The organism is Limnospira sp. PMC 289.06 (assembly GCF_032350395.1).
Taxonomy (GTDB): Bacteria; Cyanobacteriota; Cyanobacteriia; order Cyanobacteriales; family Microcoleaceae; genus Limnospira; species Limnospira platensis.
Map to the genome: position 1 here is coordinate 1 of NZ_JARPLC010000218.1, position 3,886 is coordinate 3,886.

Genomic DNA, 3,886 nt, shown 5'->3' on the forward strand with positions numbered 1-3,886 from the left:
ATTATTGGGAATAGGTTTCCCTCACGCCTTCCGTTCCCCGCTTCAATCTGACGGGGTGTGATTCCTGAAACTGGGGGTGGCTATCGCCGTTACTCTTTCCCACAATCGCCCAAGTGGTTTTAATCCTCCGTGTTATATAGTTGAGTATTGCGATTTTCTTTGTGGAATTAACCTTGAGTTCCCTGCCTTGCTTTCGCTTTGGGACATATAAACAGTTATAGGGATGGTCAGGAGTGCGCTCCTTATATTCAACCAAGGGGTTGAAATCCCCACCAGGCATTTATTTTCGGGCATTGCAGCCCTATTTGATGCCTGAACGTCTCGCACAACTCAGTTACACTATAGGTATTATCCTAAAAATAATAATATAACCCCATGGCACAACAACTAAAGCGCTGGGAGTCCCCGCGTCGCCAAGGGCGCAACCACAAAGGTAAAGGTGGTGCGGCTAGAATGCGACAGCTAAAAAAACAACAGCAACAGTTGCGTAAACAACTCCAAACCAACCAACCCAAAGACCAACACCAACACCAAAACCCAAAATCACCAATTCAGGGGAAGGATCATTTATCCTTCCCTCTTTTTATTTTAGGGTTTCAGTTGAATATTGGGGCAAATAGTATCAGCCATGCGACTCGCTGACGGCTGATCTTCCCACTGACTCAGTAACTCCTGAAGTTCTCCCTTCAAGCCTTCTAGGGCGATAATTTGTTGATTAATATCCGCTACCTTAGCTTGTAAACGCTGCTTCACTTGGTCACAGGGAATGTCACCACGATCGCGAATTTTCAGAATTTCCGCAATTTCCGCCAAACTCAACCCCAACCCTTGCGCGCGTTTAATAAATGCCAGTCGGGTCAATACTTCCGGAGCAAATAGCCGATAACCCGACCTGCTACGATCAACAGTCGGCCAGAGTAACCCAATATCATCATAGTAGCGAATTGTTTTCACCGATAAACCACTTTCGGCCGCTACCTCTCCAATTTTCAGCAACTTATCAACCCCCAACCTAACTCATTAGTAGGGAGGACGAGGCTTTTTATTCTGAGTCAGCATAGGTAAGGAAGGACGGGAACCACTCGGCGGTAAATAGTATTCCGGCGCGGTTTCGGTTTGTTGTTCCACTGGCGATCGCTGTATAAGCCACCAACGCCAGGCTACCGCTACTCCCACGGTTCCCAGACCGAGACTCAACAGCGGTAAACTCGCAGTTACACCACCAATTACAGTATCAACCGCCCCAACTGTAATCACAAAACTGACAATTGGTTCTCTGCGGTAAGCAGACTTTAAAATTCTCGGTAACAAAGCGTTCATATTACTTTGACTCTGCTGTTTAGTATTAGTTTAGACGGAATCAGACTCAACCAGGTTGCTACAGCATTTAGGCTCCTTGTGAATTGTAGGGCAGCTAGGTCAACTTGAAAAGTCGCTTAGGTATCAATTTTTTGATCACCCCCCTACTCGTCCCTACTGGTCCCTACTCCTCCGACCCTCACCCTTACCCTTCCCCCATACGATTATAACTTCAGTCTCGGTGAACTGGAAACCGGGATAGTTTGACAAACCTACTCACCACCCGCCCGATTAGATTTTAACACAATACAGAGCCAAAATAGGTAGTTAAGATTCCCCAAAATTTGCTATAATCCAAAACCAGCATTCCCACCTAATAATTAATGAAAGAAGTTGATAACCTTCCCCGTCCAAATATGGTAATTGTAATTGGTGCTGGTATAGGCGGATTAACCACCGCCGCACTACTGGCTCATCGAGGATATTCCGTGTTAGTCCTCGACCAAGCCATAGTTCCGGGCGGCTGTGCTTCCACGTTTAAACGTAAAGGTTTTACCTTTGATGTAGGGGCGACCCAAGTGGCTGGTTTAGAACCCGGCGGCATTCATCATCGTATTTTCTCGGAATTAGAAATAGACTTACCAGCCGCCACCTTCTGCGACCCGGCTTGTGCGGTATTTTTACCCGGAGAAACCCAGCCGATTCGAGTTTGGCGAGACCCAGAAAAATGGCAGCAGGAACGACAAGAACAGTTCCCAGGGAGTGAAAAGTTTTGGCAATTAATGGGAACTCTATTTGAAGCTAGTTGGCGGTTTCAAAGTCGCGATCCGATTTTACCTCCTCGGAATTGGTGGGATTTAGTGCAACTGGTGAAAGCCTTGCGTCTCGATACCATGATTACCCTACCTTTTACCCTATTGACGGTAGGGGATCTATTGCGGATCTATGGAATAGACAACGATCGCCGTCTGAAAACATTTCTGGATTTACAATTAAAATTATACTCCCAGGTGAACGCCGATGAAACGGCATTACTGTATGCAGCCACAGCGTTGGGAGTATCCCAATCACCCCAAGGACTCTATCATTTACAGGGGAGTATGCAAGTATTAAGCGATCGCCTAGTAGCCAGCCTGAAACGGGACGGAGGAACCCTATTAATGGGTCATACCGTAGAAGCGATCGAAACCGAAAACCGTCAAGTCGTAGCGGTCAAAATTCGCGATCAAAAAACCGGGAAAGTGTGGCGAGAAACCACCGATCTAGTAGTTGCTAACGTCACAGTTCAGAACATAGTTAAGCTATTAGGTTGGGAAAACCACATTTCCACCAATCCCCTCGATCGCATTTACCACCACCGTATTAATAAACTCCCCCCAGCTTCTGGGGCTTTCGTCATTTATTTAGGAGTTGATCAGTCAGCCATTCCCCCCGAATGCCCCCCCATCTCCAATTTCTTTACGACTATAACCGACCCATTGGCGAAAACAATTCCCTATTTGTTTCCGTCAGCCACCCAGGGGACGGACGCGCCCCCCACGGACAAGCCACCATTATTGCTTCTAGTTTCACAGATACGCAGCAATGGTGGCATAACCCAGATTATCAGAAACTCAAACACGAATACACCCAACAGGCCATTAATCGTCTAAGTTCCTACTTTCAGCTTACCCCAGAAACAATCATTTATTCCTGTGCTGCCACCCCCCGCACTTTCGCCCGTTATACCGCGCGTGACCAAGGCGTTGTCGGTGGTGTAGGTCAGCGGATTTCCACCTTTGGACCCTTTGGCTTTTCCAATCGTACCCCCATTAATGGATTATGGCTAGTGGGAGACTGTACCCACCCCGGAGAGGGAACAGCAGGGGTATCCTATTCAGCTTTAACCGTAGTCCGACAACTCGAAAACCAGTTCACCCCTCCAAAACATTAGGGCGGCGCAGTATATCTATAACCTGGTAATTACCGGACAACTCAGGAAAATTTATACAAATAGCCATCTCTCCTAAAAACAGGTTTAAAATCTATTGGCTTGACTGAAAACTGAGTTTGGTCAGGTTTGGTTAAAACAAAACTGCCGCGACTCGACGGGGTGATTCTACCGATTCCATGTGTCTTATGCTTGGCTATATCCCCGGTAAGCCATCCCTTAATTGGCTTTAATGGGTTATGGCGAATCGGAAGCCTCTTGTTAGGAGCCGCTTTTTGACGGCCACCACGCCCAAAACAAGTAATTAGTAGTGGCTGGTGAGTTTTAATTTTCAACCGGGTCGGGGTGCTTTTTCCCACACAAGCCGCATCTAGCCAATGGGTTTTCGGTAGTCCTTGAACCGTCCGATTATATTTTGTTAAACCTCCAGTGCCAATTTCAATGGGTAATCCAGTTAGCTTCAGGCCGTTAAACAATGCCCATCGGGTAGAGTTGACGGCGGCCGCATTTTTCAGGGGGGCTTGGGCCTGAACTAGCAACCGCTTCAAGATTTCGGGTTTTTTTTCCAGAAACTCACGGGCCGACTGAGAACCTTTTTTCTGGGTATTGCACAGTGAGGAATGATTAAGAGAACGGAGGAAGTTGTCCATGCTTCAA

4 protein-coding genes and 1 pseudogene are annotated in these 3,886 nt (G+C 47.1%); 2 read left to right on the top strand and 3 right to left on the bottom strand.

What is annotated here, in order from left to right:
- The first annotated feature begins 375 nt into the window (after positions 1–375).
- Positions 376–642, top strand: coding sequence for a hypothetical protein (locus tag P5674_RS23500; protein WP_050856794.1), 267 nt, complete (start codon positions 376–378; stop codon positions 640–642).
- Here the strand turns inward: P5674_RS23500 and P5674_RS23505 are convergent.
- Positions 589–1,011, bottom strand: coding sequence for a heavy metal-responsive transcriptional regulator (locus tag P5674_RS23505; RefSeq protein WP_006616244.1), 423 nt, complete (start codon positions 1,009–1,011; stop codon positions 589–591). The two genes, P5674_RS23500 and P5674_RS23505, sit on opposite strands and share 54 nt — an antisense overlap.
- Positions 1,012–1,020: 9 nt before the next feature.
- Entirely contained in the window at positions 1,021–1,320 is a 300-nt protein-coding gene (locus P5674_RS23510) for a hypothetical protein (RefSeq protein ID WP_006616243.1), read from the bottom strand.
- Positions 1,321–1,682: 362 nt separating this feature from the next.
- On the opposite strand from P5674_RS23510, the pseudogene crtD reads away from it, so the two are divergent.
- A pseudogene (crtD, locus tag P5674_RS23515) lies at positions 1,683–3,232 on the top strand (C-3',4' desaturase CrtD).
- Between the two features lie 41 nt (positions 3,233–3,273).
- Here the strand turns inward: crtD and P5674_RS23520 are convergent.
- Positions 3,274–3,879: a hypothetical protein gene (locus tag P5674_RS23520; protein WP_014276636.1), complete on the bottom strand. Its 606-nt coding sequence runs from the start codon at positions 3,877–3,879 to the stop codon at positions 3,274–3,276.
- Positions 3,880–3,886: the final 7 nt, after the last annotated feature.